This window comes from Paenibacillus sp. Paensp38, from assembly GCF_059491915.1.
Genome location: NZ_CP168516.1, coordinates 5,184,429 through 5,202,609 on the forward strand (window position 1 = coordinate 5,184,429; position 18,181 = coordinate 5,202,609).

The window sequence follows — 18,181 nt, forward strand, 5'->3', positions numbered from 1 at the left end:
TTCTTTCCTCATATAGTAATCCTACAGAGTATTCTATGAGAGTTTTGAAAGAAGGGAACGGACACGAGTCTCTTAATCGCTAAAATTGAACCATTTGCTGATGTCTATTTTGTTATGTTCATTTATAGATCTCCATTCGTTTGATTCTGGTTGATAGGTATAATCTTTTTGCCAGGTCACGATGTTTTCCACGATTGCCCGTATGGAAGAGGCGATATAGGAGACTTCCTGATTCGTCATCATGGGATGGAGCGACAGACGCACCCAGCCCGGTTTTCGAGATAAGTCTCCCGCATGGATCAGGTCTGTCATTTGTTTGGATGTTTGTGGGTCAATGCCCAGCAAATAATGTCCGTAGGGGCCTGCACAAGAGCAGCCGCCCCGGACCTGAATGCCAAACCGATCATTCAATAGTTTTACGATCAGGTTATAGTGAATAGGACCGACAACGAAAGAAACGATTCCCATTCGTTCTTGGCTGCTTCCTCCTAAAATGTGTAGTCCTGGTATGGTACTCAAGCTTTTTAGTAATAATGATGTCAGTTCCTTTTTTCGCTCCAACATGCGGTTGTATCCCATTTGTTCTTTCAGCCGAATGCAGAGCGCCGTTCGAACGGCCTGTAGAAAGGCAGGGGTTCCTCCATCCTCACGGGCTTCAGTATTATCCTTATACTCGTATCCACCCCAAGGATTGGTCCAGCTAACTGTACCCCCTCCGGGCTGATCCGGAGCACAACTAAGGCATAGTCTCGAATCCATAATTAAAACGCCGCTTGTACCGGGACCCCCAAGAAATTTGTGGGGTGAAAATACAATCCCGTCCAGTTTCTCGAGAGGATCTGTGGGGTGCATGTTAATCTCGGCATAAGGTGCGCTTGCTGAAAAATCAATGAAACAAACGCCGCCATGTTCGTGCATTTTGCGAGATAGCTGGTAAATCGGTACTTCGAACCCTGTAACATTAGAGCAGGCGGTAAAGGCGCCGATTTTGATAGGGCGATGCCGGAATTGAAGCAGCAGTCGTTCGAGATGAGTTGGATCGACAATCCCGCCGGGACCCGGAGGAAGACATACAACGTCTCCAACGGTTTCTGCCCAGGAAATATGATTGGAATGATGCTCCATATGTGTAACGAAAATAACGGGGCGCTCTTTTTTGGCGATGGGGTAGAGGGGCTTTAATTTTTCATGTATTTTCAATCCTAACAGTCGCTGAAGCTTGTTCACTGCACCTGTCATACCTGACCCGGCGAACAGGATGATATCACGTTCATTGGCATGAACGTGGCTCTTAATGATTTGTTTCGCTTCTTCATAGGCTTGGGTCATCAGAGTTCCTGTCAAATTAGACTCCGTATGCGTATTCGCCACAAAAGGGCCTAATTCATGAGCTATTTTCGACTCGATGGGTCCATACAGACGGCCACTGGCTGCCCAATCCGCATAAATCAGCTTTTTTTGCCCATATGGAGATTCAAAGGTCTGGTGATATCCGATTGTACTTTCGCGATACCTTTGGAAATAAGCCTCGTTAGAAGGCTGATACCTACAATTACTGCTTCCAATTCGAGCCATGAGCATACGGCGCCTCCCAAGTCGTTCTGTCTTCTTAGGGTACGTAAGTAGGTCCGAATGGGTTAAAAAAAATAGGCGAGTGTCATCATTTAGTCACAATAAAAGCCTCATCCAACAGCCGGATAAGGCGCAAGTCTATCCTATATAAACAACTGCATATCGGATTCGAGCGCATCTTTTAGATACGTTTTGGCCTCGATAATTTCCAGTTCAGGTATAAATTCTTCCGGTTTAAAACCCATAATATCCACCGATAGCTTACAGGCATAAAATTTGACGTTTTTCTTCCGGGCACCTTTTAGGAAGTGGATCAGCTTTGGGGCTTCATTGTCTTCCAACATTTCCGTTAGCATCAGTTTTCCCAGACCACTAAAATTCATATGGGACAGCGGTAAGGATTCAGGCCCTTTGGGCGTCATCAAGTCCATGAGTTTCTCGTAAATCGTCTTATCCTCAAGCGTCATCTTCTCGGGATCACGAACCAGTGATAATCCCCAGAACGCAAAAAACATCGTCACATCCACATCCAATTCCCGCGCTGTATTTGCCAGAATCAGTCCAGCCATTGCCTTATCATAATCGCCGCTGAACATAAGCAGATTCATTCTTTTATCCACAATTCCCGCCTCCATTACCAACAAATATATTCAGTATGGATTTGGAAATGAAAACTATGCATGGTTCACATATTGATCACAATTACAGAGAATAAGTTGTAAACATGTGGTAATTAAAAAAATCTTGTTGCTAACTAACCAGCGTTAGTGTGCCCATCTCTCGTCAACAGACGGATGATCTGCGGGAGGAATGAGAATAATTTAAAGGCAACATCGTTTTAAAACCTAAATGACTATAAAGATTTTATTCAATATACAGTCCGACTTTAAAAAAAACAAAAAAAATCATTTCCTTAAGTCCGAATTTCGATTAAAATATAGGTATTCTTCATACCTATGAATCGGAGCGATGGATATGGATAAATTCAAATTTAATTCCGAACACAACAAAATGATTGTTGATGCTATCGTAGATGGATATCGCGATTATATTGAGCATCGTAAAGATCGAAAAGCAAAAATGAAGATCAGTTCAGCATTTGCCTGGACCAAGGGTAACTTTATCGAAAGTAAGATCGCAGAAGAATGCGTTGATTACGGTTTTACATATAAAAAATCGAAAGCTGGATTAACGTGGGACTATCTCCAATTTATCCATGGAGACTCTAAAATTCTTTTTCTTATTAAGAACGCGGCCTATTTCAATGAGAAATGTTTTTCACAGGCAAAGCTACCTAGTAATTACGGAGGGAAAGGTCCACGCCGTACCTATCTTCATGAACTTTCAAAAATTAACAAAGATTTATTGTTTTCTCCTACTCAGCAATCCTCGAAGATAAGGGGGGTACCTGAACAACTTTCTTTTCTAATTTTAGAGAGTCAGGTAAAAGATGAACTCGAAAGCTTTAAATCATCCTACAATGAGTTCCATATACTTACATATGCACTTGATGAGGCATATCAGATATCTGAAATAATGCATTATTTGCCTAATCCTGAGGATAATATTGCTTACCTGATAGAAGACCTCTCAAGTCTTATTTCTGGAGCTGATTTAACGGAGGAAGATCGCGAAGTAGTCGCGCCAGAGATGAGTGAAGATATTATGGACCCAGCAGCTTTCGATATTGGGATCCTGGAAGAAGAGCAACACAACTAGACAAACAAGACGGGTTAGTCCAATAAGGAGGGAGCAGCATGTTCATAGGTGAAAATTTGACCAATCTACGGATCATGCATGGATATTCAAGAAAACAGCTCTCCGAAATGTTAGGTGTTACAGAACAAGCAGTCTGGCAGTACGAGAATGCGTATACATCTCCTAAAATGCAAATCGTGAATGAGTTAAAGCGGATTTTTAACGTGAAAAGTAAATACTTCTATACTAAAGACATGCTTGCACGGAATATGACACCTGCCAACGTAAACGTAATGAACATCGCTTATCGTTCAAAAGTTTTGAATGTTATCTCGAAGACGCAGGCGGAAGCGAAGCATGTTGAATATTTAGATGCTTTTATTAACTATATCACAGCCAGAGTTAGCCTCCCTACCCTCAAAATTATCAGCTTAAGGGATGAAGTTATCGAATATCTAAACCATTCAGATGACGATAGATCCACTCAAATTGATAAAGTTGCTCATTTGGCACGAAAAAGACTGGGACTAGCGCAAGATACAAACGACGATCTTATGTTTCTAGTTGAAAAAAGTGGAGTATTCGCCTTTGAGAAGGCAATGGGCGACGAGATTGATGCTTATAGTCTCTGGACTCGAAACGATCGGCCTTATATCATATTAGGGAATATGAAACGATCAGCCGTTCGGAGAAACTTTGATATAGCACATGAACTGGGACATCTATTGCTTCATTATCGCCTTGAATTTGCCAATCTAGATCGAAAAGAACACAAAATTATTGAAAATGAAGCAAATATGTTTGCGGGAGCATTCTTATTACCTGAAGACGAATTTACACTTGATATGAAAAATGTGGTTCATATCACAAATCCAGATAATTACTTGGATTTGAAAAAGAAATGGAAGACTTCGCTGCAAGTGTTGGGATACAGGGCGGCCCATTTGGGAAATCTTAAACCAAAAGATCATCGGAACTTCTATGCAGCTTTACATCGAAAAGGTTATTTGAAAATTGAACCACTCGATGAATTAATTACAATTCAGAAACCAACAAAAATCAAGACAATCATCGACCTTGTTTCTAAAAAGGGCCTCGTAAACATCCATCAAATGGTTGAGAATGATTGGAAAACAGAAGTATCCTTCTTTTATCATATGACCGGAATTGTCCCTGACTTTTTTAATAAATATTTGGCGAAAAGTCTTGATTTTAGTCTGCAAAATGTCACGGATATATCCAAGCATATCTCTGATGTAGCTAAGCAAGTGTAACTATAACTTTTTAAAACATATATTTAAGGCTTTAAGACTGTCGAGAAACCTACCTTTTTAGATGCAGGTTTCTTTTTGTTTAATTCAAATTTTAGAATTCCATTTTCGCCGTTACCAATGTCATATCTACAAACCGCTCCTATTCTGTATAATTTCAGGGGAATTCAAGACACAAGCCTGAGATCGGGAGGATCATGAGAAAGTGAGTATAGAGAACAAATATAAAGCACTTGAACTGGAAAAGCCGGGCATCTACGAGCTGGAGGGACTGGAAGTCGGGGTCACCTCTAATTGCAACTTCAAGTGTGATTACTGCTGCGCATATCAGCGGAACGATGGGCAATGCATTAGCAGCAAAGAGGTCATTGATATTATTGATGACATTCCAACGTTAAAACGTGTGCGACTGTCCGGGGGAGAAGTGACCCTGAAGTATGAGGATTGTCTGGGCATTGTGGCTCACTGTTCGAGCAAAGGAATCGCTACCCAGCTCAACACCAATGCCAGCTTGCTCAGCCCTGAACGAATTGAGAAACTGCGTGATGCAGGTCTTTCCAACATTCATATCTCCTTCAACTTCACGGATGCTGATAAATATGCAGCATATTATCATGTTCATCCTCGCATGTATGAGAAAATTGTTCAAAATATCCGGTTATGTACCGAGACCAAGCTGGAAACGGTGTTGGAGACGTTGCTGTTTGCGGAGACACAAAACAACATGCCAGCTATTAGCGAAATGGTATATGATCTCGGTGTGCGCATCCATGAAATCCAAAACAGCATTGTGATGGATCATACCAACTGGAACGCTATTTCCACCAAGGAAGCGCTCGTCCGTTCCGTTCATGACCTGATTGCACATAAAAAAGATGATACTGTATTGTATTTCACCTGTATGGACCGTTTCGCAGAAGCACTGGGTTTCAAGGAACAGCCGGGTGTGTATTTTTCCAATTGTGTTGATGGTAAAAAACAGCTCCATCTGCACGGGAACGGGGACATTCTGATCTGTGAGCTATGCCATCCTGTGGTCATCGGCAATATTTATGATGGAACATCCTTAAAGGATATTTACAAAAATAAACCGAAGCAGCTTCAGGAGTTTCTCGACAAACTGCCTTGTCCTGCATATGATGCGCTTTTTCCTGTAGGAAGCAAGTAGACATGATTTGAAATTGTGAAACTAAAGCATCTACCACCCTAACAGTCAGGGTGGTAGATATCCTTCATGTAACTCCATGAATCCTTTATCAATGATTTTAATGAAAGGGTTTACATGTTAAAATATAAAAATATAATTCTCTTATGAAAGAAGGAGTAGATATGAAATATAGAAATGTAGGCAACAGTGGTCTTAAAATTAGTGAAATCGGCTTGGGGAGCTGGTTGACGTACGGTACAGCCGCCGAGCAGGAAGCAACTCATACCTGTATTGCCAAAGCCTTTGAACTCGGGATTAATTTCTTTGATACCGCGAACGCGTATAACCGGGGAGAAGGCGAAAAGGCTATGGGAGCTGCCTTGAAGTCTTATCGAAGAGATAGCTATGTATTATCTACTAAGGTGTACTTCCCTATGGATTCCGGTCCCAATGACAGGGGACTGTCACGCAAGCACATTATGGAGCAATGTGAAGCGAGTCTGAAGCGTCTGGGTACGGATTATATCGACATGTACTTTTGTCATCGTTATGATCCGGACACTCCTTTGGAAGAGACGCTGCGAGCGCTCGATGACCTTCAGGCTCAGGGTAAGATTCTGTACGCTGCTGTCAGCGAATGGAGTGCTGCCCAGCTCATGGATGCTTATGGGATTGGAAAAAGGCTGAATCTGCGCCCGCTGATTGCCAATCAGCCGATCTATAATATGTTCGAACGTTACATCGAGCATGAGGTACTTCCGGTATCCGGGCAGGTAGGCATCGGCCAAATTGTATTTTCGCCTCTGGCCCAAGGGGTCCTCACGGGGAAATACAAGCCTGGACAACCTTTACCGACGGGTAGCCGCGGGGCTGATGCCTCTGTCAATAATGTCATCAGCAGTTACATGAACGATACCGTTCTGAACTGTGTCCAGGAGCTGGATAAGCTGGCGAAGAATTTGGGTGTTACCCTGTCACAGCTCGCGCTTGCTTGGATTCTGAGAGAACCGGGTATCAGCGCTGCACTTATTGGGGCTACTAAACCGGCACAAATTGAGGAAAATGTAAAAGCAGTCGAAGTGACGCTGCAACCGGAGACATGCGCGGAAATTGAGCGGATTCTTAAGCAAGCAGAGGGTTTTGAACCTTTGCGTTAAGCATTCACACGAGCCTCTGTAGAGGCGAACCATTAACTAGCTCCAAGTATGGCATAAATTCCTGAACCCACACTAAATACAATCCCGCTCACTAGAACGAGGATTTGCTTCTTACTGAGATCCAGCGGATCAAAAAAGATGGGTAATAGCCATTTTAGGGTGATGACAGACCATAAGCCCTCCAGTAACCCTAGCATCAACACCTTTTGTCCCCAGTGAAACTTCATTTGCGGTGTTAGCGGACCTGCTAGCATCAAATCACCTGAGGCACGGATATTCCAGAAAACGATAACCATGAATACAACAAGGGTTAACAATGTGGACATAATATAGGCGATATCTTTTTTAGCCTTTTTCGTAAGTTTCGGCGATTTTTTAAACTCAGGCAAGCCAATCAGGAAAAAAACGATTCCCATAAAAATAGCTGCGCCTATAAAGGAACCGAGTATGATATTGGCCACGATGCCGATGCCATTGATGATTAATAATAAAATAAGCTCTCCCCCTTTGGGGTTACGATGATAGTTATTTTATTGTACATGTAGGAACGAAAATGCTCAAATATTTGGAAAAGCCCCAGCACTTTCGCCTGGGGCTTTTTTGCTTTTTGCCGATTATAATGCTGATTTAATGACCTTTTTATAATACAGTATGGATAGTATCCCGAAAATGGAATATAAGGCGGTGTACAGCACCATAACGATAATCATAGGCATCCAAATTTCGGTTCCAAACAAGAACCAGCCGGATTGAACGGCGAAATAGCTGTGTGATAGGCCAATCACTAATGGAATGCCGAAGTTAAAGAGTTGTTTTATTTTAATACCTCGAAGCAGGTCACTTTGGGTGAACCCTAACTTTCTTAACACCGTATAATTGGCTTTTTCATCTTCGCTCTCATCCATTTGCTTAAAGTAAAGGATACAGCCTGATGTAATGAGAAAGGTGAGTCCCAAAAAGCCAACTACAAACATGATCACTCCCATGTTCCGCTTCTGATTGCTGCTCATTTCAAGGCGGGATGTTTGTTGATCATTAAAATTCGCAGCTGCAAAGAGACGATTGGCTTCTTCAATCTGTTCTGCATTTATCATATCAATTCCAATATATAAGGATGATTTCTTTTGAATCTCAGGATTTACATCTTTCTTTAACCGCTCAAAGATGGTTTCGTCTACAATGACAGTGGGTACTCCCCCGGCTGCAAAATAGTAGGGAATGACATAATCCTTTTTTAGACCCACATATTGTTGAGGTATGACTTCTGTTTTCCCCTTCAAATCCAAGGGGCCAAAGTCTTTCAAGGACATGAATTTCTGTAACATATCATTATAGCCCGTTAAAACCGTTTGGCCTGGAGTTACATCCGTACCCTCCACAGATTGGTCGCTTACGACAGGCAGTGTCATGGAATCCGTACCATCATTTAATTGTTCCATAGGAGTCTCCATAATTTGCGCTGTCTTCACACTGACTTGAATCACTTCAATTTTCTTTTCACGATACTTTATATCATGCTCATGAAGTAACGCTTTGAATTTCTCCGCATCCGGTACATTCGTCATGGCAAAATGGGAAGGTACATTGTCCTCAGCTGCTTGATCCGCAGAATAATAGGCGATATAGCTTAAGGATAGTAAACCGATGGCAAGTGCCGATACTGTCGTAATAATGGTCAACAACAAAGCATTGGACTTCATGCGGAACATAATGGACGAGAGGGACAGCACCTCATGGATGTTTAAATATCCGCCTTTACTCTTTCTGATGATATTGGAAATAAAGCGGATAGATCCTTTGTAAAAAAGGAGTGTTCCGATGATGACAGAGCCCAAAATAAACACCATAGCCATAAACAATTCATTTATGGATGTAAAGTCTCCACCAAATAATTTGGAGGAAACATAGTAACCTAAAGCGATGAGAGAGATGCCAATGATCCCGATGATCATCTCAAAGATCGATATTTTCTTGATTTTCCCTTCGGTGGTTGAGGTCACTCTGAACAAGGACAAAATACTTTGTCTTTTGATAAAAGAATAATTCATGAGCATGATCAGCAGGTAGATGACAACAAAAACGATGAGTGTTTGAGTCAGTGCTTGGTTAGAGAAATATAGAGTGGCAATGGCTTCGACGCCCGTCGTCTTAAATAAAATCATAATCACTAATTTGGAAAAGGAGAATCCAACCCCAATCCCAATGAAGAGGGAACTAAAGTATAAAATTAGGTTTTCAGCACTCAGGATGCGAAAAATTTTACTTTTAGTCATTCCGATCAATTGAAATAGGCCAATTTCTTTGCTTCGTCTTTTTATAAAAATATTATTGGCATACATAAGAAAAATGCAGACAATAGCGACCAGTAAAATGGAAGCTGTCCGTATGGAAGCTGCACCTTTAACAGACCCCTTCACTTCGTCCATGGAGGGATCGTACTGTAGTGTGACAAAAGCGAAATAGAGTGCAACACTGAAAATGAGGGCAAAAACATAAAGGTAATAATTTTTCAGGTTTTTTTTCAAATTTTTTAGAATGAGCAGATTAATGTTCATATTGGACCCCGCCTAAGACCCCTTGGGTTTTCATGATATCCTGGAAGAAGCTTTGTCTTTCCTGCTCGCCTTTGTGAAGCTGCGTATACATTTGCCCATCCTTAATAAAAATAACCCGACTGCAATGGCTGGCAGCGACAGGATCATGCGTGACCATAATAATGGTTGCTTTGCGTTTTTGGTTCAACTGGCCCAGCTTGTTTAATAAATCGGAAGCCGACTTGGAATCCAGTGCACCCGTAGGTTCATCGGCAAAAATAATACTGGGCTCATGAATAAACGCTCTGGCCGCTGATGTACGCTGTTTCTGTCCACCCGAAATTTCATTGGGATACTTATCTTTCAACTCATAAATCCCCAATTCTGTAGCCACTTCCTGAAATCTTCGGTTGGCTTCTTTCTTAGGCGTTTTGGTGATGGATAACGGTAAGAGGATGTTCTCCTTCACCGTTAGCGTATCCAGCAGATTATACTCCTGAAAAATAAAGCCTAAATGCTCTTTTCGAAATTCAGCCAGTTGCTTTTCTTTCATTTTCGTCATTTCGATATCATTGATTCTAATGGAACCTTGGCTCACTTTATCAATAGAGGAAAGAACATTCAGCAATGTGGTTTTACCTGAACCGGAGGCTCCCATAATACTGACAAATTCCCCTTCTTCAATAAGGATATCTATTCCCTTCAAAACCTCCTGCATATTGAACTTATTACCGTAGCTTTTACGGATTTTATGAGCTTCTAAAATGTTCACTTCGATGCACTCCTTATTGTTCTTGTAGCCTTATTATAAAAATAGAGCCGATGTTTTTCCTTTGATTGGGCGAACAATACATAAAAGCATGTGACATCTCTGTCACATGCTTACCACACTCACGAAATCATTTCGTTTGGGAAAAATTAAAGTGAAGGTTGTACCTACGTTCGGTTTGGAGTGCACATCTATATGTATGAGCAAGGTTTGTGCTGCCTTTTTCGTTAAATATAACCCCATACCCGTTGAAGTGTGATCAGAATGTTGGGTTGTGGAGGTAAAACCTTTCTCGAAGATACGCGGTATATCCTTCGGATCAATACCGCGTCCAAAGTCTTGAACCTCAAGCTGTATTCGATCCCTTTGTTCATAGCTGTGAATGATAATATCACTGGCATCGCTATATTTGATGGCATTGGTTAAGAGCTGTCTGATGATAAAAGCCAGCCATTTGGCATCACTCAGCACTTCCATGTGCTCAAGTTGGATGTCAAAACCGATCCCCTTTTGGATGCACCATGACTGTAATGCTTTGATCTCTTTAAAAACCAGAGATTTTAAATCCACTTGCTCGACATACAGATCATTTTCAATAAAAGATATTCGTTTGTGATGGAGCTGCTGATCCAGCAGTAAGTGAATTCGTAGCCATTCATAGGTTAACTGAGCTTTTAGGGACTTGTCGTCCAACCGCTCAATCATCAAATGCATGGTGGTCAAAGGTGTTTTTACCTCATGAATCCAGGATAATAGTTCATCTTTTTCATGTTCAAGTGTCAATTGATTTTGCGAGATGATCTGTTGTAACCGTTCGTTCTGGCCCGTGATTTTTTGTTCAATGATTTGCTCAAACGGACTCTCCGGTTCGCCTATACCCGTTAGTTCAAGAGAACTCTCCCATTTTTCTAGTGTGGTATAGAACTTGGTTTCCTTGGGATAACGAATGATTAAAAAAACCAAGAAAATCATCATAGATAAGAAGACGATATAAAGAATCGGCATTAACGGAATTGCTGCATCCACATAAGCAATGAACAGGATCAGGAATTGCTGACACACAAACAGTAGAATCCAGCTCCGCCTCTCTATAAGGTATTTTTTAATCATAGGCAGGTGCCTCTTCTGTAGCCATGTAGCCTTGCCCGACTTTCGTTTCAATGAAACGGCCCAAATCCAGCTCGTCCAATTTTTTGCGCAGGCGGTTCAAGTTGACGGTCAGGGTATTGTCGCTGACAAAACGTTCATCATCCCAGAGGCTTTTAATTAATTCCTCACGTGCAACAATTTTATTTTTTTGTTCGATCAGCAGCTTCAAAATAAAAATCTCGTTCTTGGTTAATTCGATGGAGCCAGTCTCATTGGCTACTACATTTTTTTCATAGTCGACCGTTGCGCCACACCATGTTTTAAGGGAGACAGGTTCTGTATTGTAATTATATACGCGGCGGAGTGTCGCCTGTAATTTGGCAATGAGTACATCAAAATGAAACGGTTTTTGGATAAAATCATCCGCTCCAAGCTGCATCGACATCACCATATCCGTAGGATGATCCCGTGAAGATAAGAAGAGGATGGGGACGTTAGAGTGGGATCGAATCATTCGACACCAATGAAACCCATCAAATTTCGGCAATTGAATATCTATCACGACCAGATCAGGCTTTATCGTTGTGAATTCCTGAATGACTTTATTAAAGTCCTGGATGCCATACACATCATAGTTCCATTGAGTTAACCGATCCTTCATTTCATGGAACAAAGTTTCATCATCTTCAATTAATAAGATTTTGAACAACGAATTCACCACTTTATATTTTTTTCAGGATTTTGCAAATTCCTCTTTTATAAAGTGTATAGCAAAAATTGTGTATATGCTACATGTGTGAATTCCACTTGATATTGCGATAATCTGCTGTTAATAGTTGAGGTTTATAGTGGGATTTAGATTGACTATCTCATATATATATTAAAGGATGGATGCAATGATGGGGATTCACACGTATTTTCGGTCGCTAAATGAGCTGGAAAGAATCATCCGTTGTCCGGGTAAGTTTAAATTCGAGGAACACAGCGTATCGGCACATTCTTGGAAAGTCGTACAATACGCCAAAACGCTGGCTGATATTGAAGAGAGAAATGGTGTCCGTATTGACTGGAAAAAGCTATACGAGATTACGAGCAGTCACGATTACGGGGAGATTTTTATTGGAGACATCAAAACGCCAGTTAAGCACTCCTCTAAGGAACTACGATTATTAATCCAACAGGTCGAAGAGGGTATGATTGAGTATTTTATTGAAGAGAATATTCCCGAGGATTTTAAGGCTATTTTTCGCAAACAGCTAAGGGAAGGTAAAGATGATTCTGTAGAAGGTTTAATCCTTGAAGTTGCGGACAAGATGGATCAGGTATACGAAGCATTTGCAGAACTTCAGCGGGGAAATACGGAAAAAGAATTTATAGTCATGTACCGTAATGCACTTGTAAAAATCAAGAATATTCAATTACACTGCGTTGAGTATTTTTTGGAAAATATCCTGCCCGATATGGTCAAGGAAGAAACGCCTTCATCCATTGATATCAAGAAGATTACGGAAGAGGCTTTAGCTCTGTAAGTGAATCTCCCTACCGTCCAGAAGCTACCGACCGCTTCTGTTCATACATAATAATTCTCGTTTCAAAACGAGACAATGCTTGACTTCAAGTTAACTTTAAGTAGTAACATACGGAATGTGACGTGGTGCTTAGGAAATACGATGACTATTCTGACAATTTAGGAGTGATAGAAATTGAAAAAGAAACAACTGGGTAACAGTGACCTTCAAGTATCTGCACTGGGTCTGGGCTGCATGGGAATGTCCGAATATTACGGTGAGTTGAATGAGCAGGAGTCGATCAAAACACTTCATCGTGCGCTGGAGCTAGGGATAAACTTTTGGGATACTGCCGATGTCTATGGTGTGGGGGAAAATGAAAAACTGATTAGCCAAGTCCTGCGGAGCCGCCGCGACGAAGTCGTATTAGCCACTAAATTTTCCATTATGCGTGGGGAAGATGGCGCATTTATGGGTGTAAGTGGCCGTCCCGAATACGTAAAAGAGGCATGTGATCGCAGCCTGCAAAGACTGGGTGTAGATGTGATTGATCTGTACTACCAGCATCGTGTTGATCCGAATGTGCCTATCGAGGAAACAGTTGGTGCGATGAGTGACTTGGTTCAAGCGGGAAAAGTCCGCTATTTGGGGCTGTCCGAAGCTTCTCCTGGGCTCATTCGACGCGCTCACAAGGTACATCCGATTACAGCGCTGCAAACGGAATACTCCTTATGGAGCCGAGAAGCAGAAGATGAAGTTATACCGGCGTGTAAGGAACTAGGCATCGAGTTTGTGGCCTACAGTCCACTTGGACGCGGCTTTTTGAGCGGACAAATTCAGAAGTTTGATGATTTTGCAGAAGATGATTTCCGTCGCTCTGTGCCACGTTTTCAACCTGAGAATTTCCAGAAAAATCTGGATCTCGTGCAGCATGTTAAGGACCTTGCCGCCCAAAAAGGGGTCAAACCTTCTCAACTGGCGTTGGCATGGCTGCTTGCGCAAGAGGGAATTGTACCGATTCCAGGAACCAAGCGGGTTACGTATTTAGAGGAAAATGCAGGATCCGTCGATGTTGTTTTATCCGCACAGGAAATGGAAGCTATTAACGCAATTATTCCAAAAGGAATGGCAGCGGGTCTTCGTTATCCTGCAGAACGGATGCCGAATTGGCAAGCCGAATAATTAAGATAACATGTTAATCCCAAAAGCCGCCCTTAACGCGTATCGACGTGAAAGGCGGCTTTGTGGGTTTACATATACTGCTAAGGATGTGCTTTTAAAATTCCCAAGGGACGTCCTACGGTCAGGAATGTACGACCGAAGTGAGCGTCCTATCTTTATAAAACAGGGGCTTGCAATGCAGTATTGATATTTTGTAGATCCATCGTAAGCTGCTCTTTTACGTTCCATGGGTGATACCAGCCACGTTCGATCATGTATGTTGAAATCTGCTCATGCATATCAATAGCCTCATCCAGTTGCTTCGTAAGAATTGCCTTAATTTCTGGAGTTCCCGCTTCTGTTACGGCCATAGCGTAATTTCTCACACCGCTTTTGGCCGCGTTCAGAAAATCGGCTGCAATGACTTGGTCCGTTAAGGTATGCAGTCCGGTCAAATGCTCCAACAGTGTATTCATGGCTTAACCTCCTGTGAGATGGCTTGATCTAAGAGGGTACCGAGTTCTTGTAATTGGCGGGTCGATAAGTCAACATCCTGCTGTAATATAGCTTTGAGAGTTGGATCAGAGATTAATGCTTGCATGGTTTTAGACTTGGTAAGACACACTGTTTTGAACGCTGACAATTCATGGACTTCAAGTGTTTCGTGCAGGCCATACACCATATGACGTTTACCTCCAATGCTCCAATATATAGTTAAGGTTTAAGTACAACTTTGATGCAATTGTCCTGTCTGGTATCAAAAATTTCATATCCACGTTTGGCGTCGCTTAACGGAATGACGTGTGTAACAACGTCTCCTGGGTCCACCTTTCCCGTATCAATCAGCTCATACATATATGGCATATAGTGAATAACGGGAGCCTGTCCCGTACGTAAATTAACATTTCGCTGAAAAATGTCTCCCAAAGGAAAACCGTTATATCGTCCGCCGTAGACTCCGGTAACTTGAATGGTGCCACCTTTGCGCACAGCCTGTGTAGCTATGACTAGTCCTCCTAAAGCTCCGCCGTGAAGCTTGAGACCGGAAGCGAGAGATTCCAGCGGAGACATTTTACCGCTCATGCCGGAGCAGTCAATAACTACATCCGCACCTCCTTTGGTCATCTCCTTCAGGTAGTTGCCGATGTTTTCTTGCGATTCCACATTAACAATTTCCACATGATTTGTACGCTTCGCATGTTGCAGACGATAATCCAGGTAGTCTGCCGCAATGACTCGTTTTGCCCCTTTGAACCAGGCGAACTTCTGGGCTAGCAGACCTACCGGTCCACAGCCAATAACAATGACAGTATCCCCCTTCTTTACTCCGGCATTATCGACGCTCCAAAATGCAGTAGTCATGGCATCAGCAATCAGGCAAAGCTTCTCGTCAGGATGTTCACAACTCTCCGGAATTTTGAAGTGAGTGAAGTTGGCAAAAGGCACACGTAAATATTCAGCTTGTCCACCCGGATATCCACCAGTTGTTCCTGAATAGCCGAAAAAACCGCCCATTTCTCCATGCTCATTAGAATGATCACATTGACTTTCCAATTGGTTTTTACAATAAAAGCATTCACCGCACGCTATGTTGAACGGAATGATCACGCGGTCTCCCTTTTTTAAGTTGGTTACGCCGCTGCCAACTTCCTCTACAACCCCCATCGGCTCATGACCAATTACATAATCTTCCTGTAGATTCGGAATCATTCCATGAATGAGATGCAGATCTGAACCACAAATAGCGGTTGTCGTCAGTCTGACAATCGCATCGTCGGCTTTTTGAATACTTGGGTCCGGAACCTCTTTAACCACAACGTTTTTGATACCTTGGTAGGTCACTGCTTTCATGCCTGGTTTCCTCCCATATGTTCGTCCGGCGTGCGATCAAACATACCCTTGCGGGTGGTATCGTCTGGGAACAGTTTCATTTTACTGATGTCCACCGTCTTGTTGGCTGATAGTTGATCCAATTGATACTGCTTTTGCAGATCATAGGGATGAAACCATTTTTTTCGTACCATAAGATCAGTAATTTCCTGATGAAGAGCGATGCCTTGATGCAGTTGATTGCGCAACAGAGTTCTGGCATCTGGAGAGACGGTTTCCGTCAAGGCTACGGCTGTATTTCGAACTCCTTCCTTGACGCGAATCAGAAAATCCATCGCTAAGGTCGTGTCTGCCATTTCTGGCATGTTTAATGAGTTTTTTGGATCCACATAATCCATTTTAGCGGACTGGGTCTGATCTAATGTCACATCATTCACCTCAATTTAAGATTGGTGTTGGTCGGAATTCTGGAACAGGTGCCTGAAACGGTGCTTTAACATACAATGCTTGCAAATCGGCAATAGCTTGTATAGATTGCTGAACATCTTTTTCCATTAAATCCTTTAGCTCTTGATCGAATACCAAGCCCTGCATTAATTTGGACTTGGCTAAGCATAACGTTTTAAAATTAAGCGCTTCGTGGATTTCTAAGGACTCATGCGCCGCTAATGTAGACTGTTGGTTTATCATCGGATCACCTTTCTTTTATGTTTCTCAAAGGTATGTTATCCAGCCTAACTAGGTTTATTCGAAAGGATCGTGCTATTCGGCTTCAACCTTGCCAAGTGCTTTTTTGGCCGGTCCTTCAATGACTTCGCCTTGATATGAAAAGCGAGAGCCATGACAAGGGCAATCCCATGTTCTTTCCGCTTCATTCCACTCGACTTCGCAACCCATATGGGTGCATGTCGTGTCCACTAGGTGCAATGCTCCTTGTGGGTCTCGGTATGCGCCTGCTCTTTTGCCGTTTACCCGGATGACCGACCCTTCGTCGTGTTCCAGTTCTTCGGCTTTTTTGTAGCTGATGTCTAACTTTCCAGCAATCAAATGTTTAGCCACATTTGCATTTTGAGTTACAAATGTTTTAATGTCGGGGTCCATATGAAACCTTGAAGGGGAGAAAAGATCCTGGTAGGGGCTTTCCTCTCTGGTAATCAGATTCGTATTTAATAAGGCTGCCGCTACACTTGTGGTCATCCCCCATTTTCTATAACCCGTAGCAACGAGGATGTTAGAGGTGTTGGATAGTTCCTGCCCAATATAAGGGAGCTTGTCTAGCGTATACAAGTCTTGGGCCGACCAGCGATAAACGATCTCCTTTAATCCAAATGTTTGCTCCGCGAACTTTTGTAAAGCTTCATAGTACTGGAAAGTACAGATTCCTTGTCCTGTTTTGTGACCTTCCCCACCGACGATAACCATTGGTTCTCCGTTTACCATTACGGAGCGAAGTGAACGTTTTGGGGTTTCTGCACTTAGATACATACCACCTGGATAGATTTTATCGGTTTTGACCGCGAGTACATAAGACCGCTCGGCATGCAATCGCGCAAAATAAAGACCGTTGGGATCATTGAATGGAAAATGTGAGGAGGATACGACATGGTTGCAGGTAATTTTCTTTCCGTCGCTGGTTGTAATGATGGCAGGGTTTCCTTTTTCCACATCTACAACGGTGGTTTGCTCATAAATTTCCCCGCCCTGACGGATGACTTGGTTTGCCAAATATCTTAAGAAAGGTACAGGATTAAACTGGGCCTGGTTTTTCATCTTAATAGCTGCTTTAGTTGAAAACGGCAGAGGCGTTTGTTCGACATAACTTCCCGGGATGCCAAGTTGCTCGTAAGCTTTATATTCGTCGTCGATTTTTCCAACGTACGTATCTTCACATGTATAAACGTAGGCATCTTCTTCTGTAAATTGACAATCAATATTAAACTCTTCTACCGTTTGTTTGATAAATTGAAGAGCGTTGTGGTTGGCTTCGTAATAGAGCCGGGTTTTTTCCTTGCCAAAATGGGAAATAAACTCGCTGTAGATCAAATCATGCTGTGCGGTAATTTTGGCGGTAGTATGACCGGTTGTCCCATGAAGTATCCGCCCTGCGTCGACGACGGCGACGTTTAATCCTTTTTTAGAAAGTAAATAAGCAGTGGTAATACCGGTAATCCCCGCACCTACAATGGCAACATCCACCTGAATATCCTCACTAAGTTTGGGGAAGTTAGGGATGTCAGTGGAAGCTAACCAATACGATTCGGGAAATTGCGGAAATGCGATACGAGATTTGCTTTGTGTCATTTTTACAAAAACCCCTTTGAATACAATTTATGTATATTGTTATCATTGTGGGGTTTTATATTCACTAAACGACTCTCTTTAGTATTTTTTTGATACAGGGGGGAGTGATGGAAAGGAAACAAAGCCGTCCTTAACGCGGATCGG

General features: G+C 42.3%; 19 protein-coding genes. 6 read left to right on the forward strand and 13 right to left on the reverse strand.

Features of this window, described 5'->3' with window-relative positions; genetic code table 11:
* Nucleotides 1-72: 72 nt before the first annotated feature.
* Nucleotides 73-1,581, reverse strand: coding sequence for an aminotransferase class V-fold PLP-dependent enzyme (locus ACEN8J_RS22940; protein ID WP_165145573.1), 1,509 nt, complete (start codon nucleotides 1,579-1,581; stop codon nucleotides 73-75).
* 134 nt (nucleotides 1,582-1,715) lie between these two features.
* Nucleotides 1,716-2,192 (reverse strand): DsrE/DsrF/DrsH-like family protein, encoded by a 477-nt coding sequence (locus tag ACEN8J_RS22945; protein WP_029518856.1) that lies wholly within the window; start codon nucleotides 2,190-2,192, stop codon nucleotides 1,716-1,718.
* A 355-nt stretch (nucleotides 2,193-2,547) separates the two neighbouring features.
* Between ACEN8J_RS22945 and ACEN8J_RS22950 the strand changes: the two genes are divergently transcribed.
* The 4 genes from ACEN8J_RS22950 to ACEN8J_RS22965 all read left to right on the forward strand — a co-directional run bounded on the left by ACEN8J_RS22950 (nucleotide 2,548) and on the right by ACEN8J_RS22965 (nucleotide 6,845).
* Nucleotides 2,548-3,291, forward strand: coding sequence for a spr1630 family ClpXP-sensitive toxin (locus tag ACEN8J_RS22950; protein ID WP_274483263.1), 744 nt, complete (start codon nucleotides 2,548-2,550; stop codon nucleotides 3,289-3,291).
* Between the two features lie 38 nt (nucleotides 3,292-3,329).
* On the forward strand, nucleotides 3,330-4,544 hold the full coding sequence (locus tag ACEN8J_RS22955; RefSeq protein WP_459761232.1) for a spr1629 family repressor/antitoxin: 1,215 nt from the start codon (nucleotides 3,330-3,332) through the stop codon (nucleotides 4,542-4,544).
* A gap of 202 nt (nucleotides 4,545-4,746) precedes the next feature.
* Nucleotides 4,747-5,709 (forward strand): radical SAM protein, encoded by a 963-nt coding sequence (locus ACEN8J_RS22960; RefSeq protein ID WP_495594001.1) that lies wholly within the window; start codon nucleotides 4,747-4,749, stop codon nucleotides 5,707-5,709.
* A 161-nt stretch (nucleotides 5,710-5,870) separates the two neighbouring features.
* Entirely contained in the window at nucleotides 5,871-6,845 is a 975-nt protein-coding gene (locus ACEN8J_RS22965) for an aldo/keto reductase family protein (protein WP_495594002.1), read from the forward strand.
* Between the two features lie 32 nt (nucleotides 6,846-6,877).
* Here ACEN8J_RS22965 and ACEN8J_RS22970 read toward each other — a convergent pair whose 3' ends face one another.
* The 5 genes from ACEN8J_RS22970 to ACEN8J_RS22990 all read right to left on the reverse strand — a co-directional run bounded on the left by ACEN8J_RS22970 (nucleotide 6,878) and on the right by ACEN8J_RS22990 (nucleotide 11,946).
* The gene (locus tag ACEN8J_RS22970; RefSeq protein WP_069012294.1) at nucleotides 6,878-7,261 is read right to left on the reverse strand and encodes a hypothetical protein; all 384 of its coding nucleotides are present in this window, start codon (nucleotides 7,259-7,261) and stop codon (nucleotides 6,878-6,880) included.
* Nucleotides 7,262-7,459: 198 nt separating this feature from the next.
* On the reverse strand, nucleotides 7,460-9,400 hold the full coding sequence (locus ACEN8J_RS22975; protein ID WP_495594003.1) for an FtsX-like permease family protein: 1,941 nt from the start codon (nucleotides 9,398-9,400) through the stop codon (nucleotides 7,460-7,462).
* Nucleotides 9,390-10,151, reverse strand: a complete 762-nt coding sequence (locus tag ACEN8J_RS22980) for an ABC transporter ATP-binding protein (RefSeq protein ID WP_069012292.1) — start codon at nucleotides 10,149-10,151, stop codon at nucleotides 9,390-9,392. Before ACEN8J_RS22980 ends, ACEN8J_RS22975 begins: the two co-directional genes overlap by 11 nt.
* Nucleotides 10,152-10,253: 102 nt before the next feature.
* Nucleotides 10,254-11,258, reverse strand: coding sequence for a sensor histidine kinase (locus ACEN8J_RS22985; protein WP_029518849.1), 1,005 nt, complete (start codon nucleotides 11,256-11,258; stop codon nucleotides 10,254-10,256).
* On the reverse strand, nucleotides 11,251-11,946 hold the full coding sequence (locus ACEN8J_RS22990) for a response regulator transcription factor (RefSeq protein ID WP_029518848.1): 696 nt from the start codon (nucleotides 11,944-11,946) through the stop codon (nucleotides 11,251-11,253). The genes ACEN8J_RS22985 and ACEN8J_RS22990 overlap by 8 nt, the downstream gene beginning before the upstream one ends.
* A gap of 190 nt (nucleotides 11,947-12,136) precedes the next feature.
* Between ACEN8J_RS22990 and ACEN8J_RS22995 the strand changes: the two genes are divergently transcribed.
* Entirely contained in the window at nucleotides 12,137-12,766 is a 630-nt protein-coding gene (locus ACEN8J_RS22995; protein ID WP_029518847.1) for a YfbR-like 5'-deoxynucleotidase, read from the forward strand.
* Nucleotides 12,767-12,940: 174 nt separating this feature from the next.
* Nucleotides 12,941-13,927, forward strand: coding sequence for an aldo/keto reductase (locus ACEN8J_RS23000; protein WP_029518846.1), 987 nt, complete (start codon nucleotides 12,941-12,943; stop codon nucleotides 13,925-13,927).
* A 155-nt stretch (nucleotides 13,928-14,082) separates the two neighbouring features.
* Here ACEN8J_RS23000 and ACEN8J_RS23005 read toward each other — a convergent pair whose 3' ends face one another.
* The 6 genes from ACEN8J_RS23005 to ACEN8J_RS23030 form a co-directional block, all read right to left on the reverse strand.
* On the reverse strand, nucleotides 14,083-14,382 hold the full coding sequence (locus tag ACEN8J_RS23005; RefSeq protein WP_029518845.1) for a spore coat protein: 300 nt from the start codon (nucleotides 14,380-14,382) through the stop codon (nucleotides 14,083-14,085).
* Complete coding sequence (locus ACEN8J_RS23010) at nucleotides 14,379-14,588, reverse strand: hypothetical protein (RefSeq protein ID WP_029518844.1); 210 nt, start codon at nucleotides 14,586-14,588, stop codon at nucleotides 14,379-14,381. Before ACEN8J_RS23010 ends, ACEN8J_RS23005 begins: the two co-directional genes overlap by 4 nt.
* Nucleotides 14,589-14,620: 32 nt before the next feature.
* Nucleotides 14,621-15,757 carry a zinc-dependent alcohol dehydrogenase gene (locus ACEN8J_RS23015; RefSeq protein ID WP_165145582.1) on the reverse strand — a complete coding sequence of 379 codons (1,137 nt, stop codon included), beginning with the start codon at nucleotides 15,755-15,757 and terminating at the stop codon, nucleotides 14,621-14,623.
* Nucleotides 15,754-16,134 carry a spore coat protein gene (locus ACEN8J_RS23020; protein ID WP_039272188.1) on the reverse strand — a complete coding sequence of 127 codons (381 nt, stop codon included), beginning with the start codon at nucleotides 16,132-16,134 and terminating at the stop codon, nucleotides 15,754-15,756. The genes ACEN8J_RS23015 and ACEN8J_RS23020 overlap by 4 nt, the downstream gene beginning before the upstream one ends.
* A 40-nt stretch (nucleotides 16,135-16,174) precedes the next feature.
* Nucleotides 16,175-16,426, reverse strand: a complete 252-nt coding sequence (locus tag ACEN8J_RS23025) for a hypothetical protein (protein WP_039271973.1) — start codon at nucleotides 16,424-16,426, stop codon at nucleotides 16,175-16,177.
* A gap of 72 nt (nucleotides 16,427-16,498) precedes the next feature.
* Nucleotides 16,499-18,037, reverse strand: a complete 1,539-nt coding sequence (locus ACEN8J_RS23030; protein WP_069012291.1) for an FAD-dependent oxidoreductase — start codon at nucleotides 18,035-18,037, stop codon at nucleotides 16,499-16,501.
* Nucleotides 18,038-18,181: the final 144 nt, after the last annotated feature.

What these genes read in the sequence shown, in the direction of transcription:
- ACEN8J_RS22940 (WP_165145573.1), bottom strand. Translation starts at nt 1,581, where the DNA reads ATGCTCATGGCTCGAATTGGAAGCAGTAATTGTAGGTATCAGCCTTCT.
- ACEN8J_RS22950 (WP_274483263.1), top strand. Translation starts at nt 2,548, where the DNA reads ATGGATAAATTCAAATTTAATTCCGAACACAACAAAATGATTGTTGAT.
- ACEN8J_RS22955 (WP_459761232.1), top strand. Translation starts at nt 3,330, where the DNA reads ATGTTCATAGGTGAAAATTTGACCAATCTACGGATCATGCATGGATAT.
- ACEN8J_RS22965 (WP_495594002.1), top strand. Translation starts at nt 5,871, where the DNA reads ATGAAATATAGAAATGTAGGCAACAGTGGTCTTAAAATTAGTGAAATC.
- ACEN8J_RS22970 (WP_069012294.1), bottom strand. Translation starts at nt 7,261, where the DNA reads ATGGGAATCGTTTTTTTCCTGATTGGCTTGCCTGAGTTTAAAAAATCG.
- ACEN8J_RS22975 (WP_495594003.1), bottom strand. Translation starts at nt 9,400, where the DNA reads ATGAACATTAATCTGCTCATTCTAAAAAATTTGAAAAAAAACCTGAAA.
- ACEN8J_RS22985 (WP_029518849.1), bottom strand. Translation starts at nt 11,258, where the DNA reads ATGATTAAAAAATACCTTATAGAGAGGCGGAGCTGGATTCTACTGTTT.
- ACEN8J_RS22995 (WP_029518847.1), top strand. Translation starts at nt 12,137, where the DNA reads ATGGGGATTCACACGTATTTTCGGTCGCTAAATGAGCTGGAAAGAATC.
- ACEN8J_RS23005 (WP_029518845.1), bottom strand. Translation starts at nt 14,382, where the DNA reads ATGAATACACTGTTGGAGCATTTGACCGGACTGCATACCTTAACGGAC.
- ACEN8J_RS23010 (WP_029518844.1), bottom strand. Translation starts at nt 14,588, where the DNA reads ATGGTGTATGGCCTGCACGAAACACTTGAAGTCCATGAATTGTCAGCG.
- ACEN8J_RS23015 (WP_165145582.1), bottom strand. Translation starts at nt 15,757, where the DNA reads ATGAAAGCAGTGACCTACCAAGGTATCAAAAACGTTGTGGTTAAAGAG.
- ACEN8J_RS23020 (WP_039272188.1), bottom strand. Translation starts at nt 16,134, where the DNA reads ATGGATTATGTGGATCCAAAAAACTCATTAAACATGCCAGAAATGGCA.
- ACEN8J_RS23025 (WP_039271973.1), bottom strand. Translation starts at nt 16,426, where the DNA reads ATGATAAACCAACAGTCTACATTAGCGGCGCATGAGTCCTTAGAAATC.
- ACEN8J_RS23030 (WP_069012291.1), bottom strand. Translation starts at nt 18,037, where the DNA reads ATGACACAAAGCAAATCTCGTATCGCATTTCCGCAATTTCCCGAATCG.